Below are 319 nucleotides of genomic sequence, written 5' to 3' on the forward strand. Positions count from 1 at the left end.
TTTACCTAAAACTGTGTTTAAATCATTAGGTTAAATATTTTAGAGTATATTTACATGTCTACTCGTTCGCAATTAGCAAGTTGGCAAGCACTACAAAATAGAGCCGAGCAGATGAACCACACCCATCTAAAAACGTTATTTGCACAAGATGATACACGATTTGATCCATTCTCTACTCAAAATCCGGGTGTGTTGTTTGATTATTCAAAGCAACGTATCGATAAAACTATTTTTGCACAACTGATCGAGCTTGCTAAAGAGTGCGATATCGCCTCTTGGCGCGACAAAATGTTCAGCGGTGAAAAAATTAATATTACAG

General features: G+C 36.4%; 1 protein-coding gene. It reads left to right on the forward strand.

The genetic code is table 11. The features are described from left to right. Positions 1–54 precede the first annotated feature (54 nt). Positions 55–319: phosphoglucose isomerase-related protein (locus tag CWC17_RS19195; RefSeq protein ID WP_502704923.1), on the forward strand; the 265-nt coding region annotated here is incomplete at its 3' end.

This window comes from Pseudoalteromonas sp. S3785 (assembly GCF_005887365.1).
GTDB lineage: Bacteria > Pseudomonadota > Gammaproteobacteria > Enterobacterales > Alteromonadaceae > Pseudoalteromonas.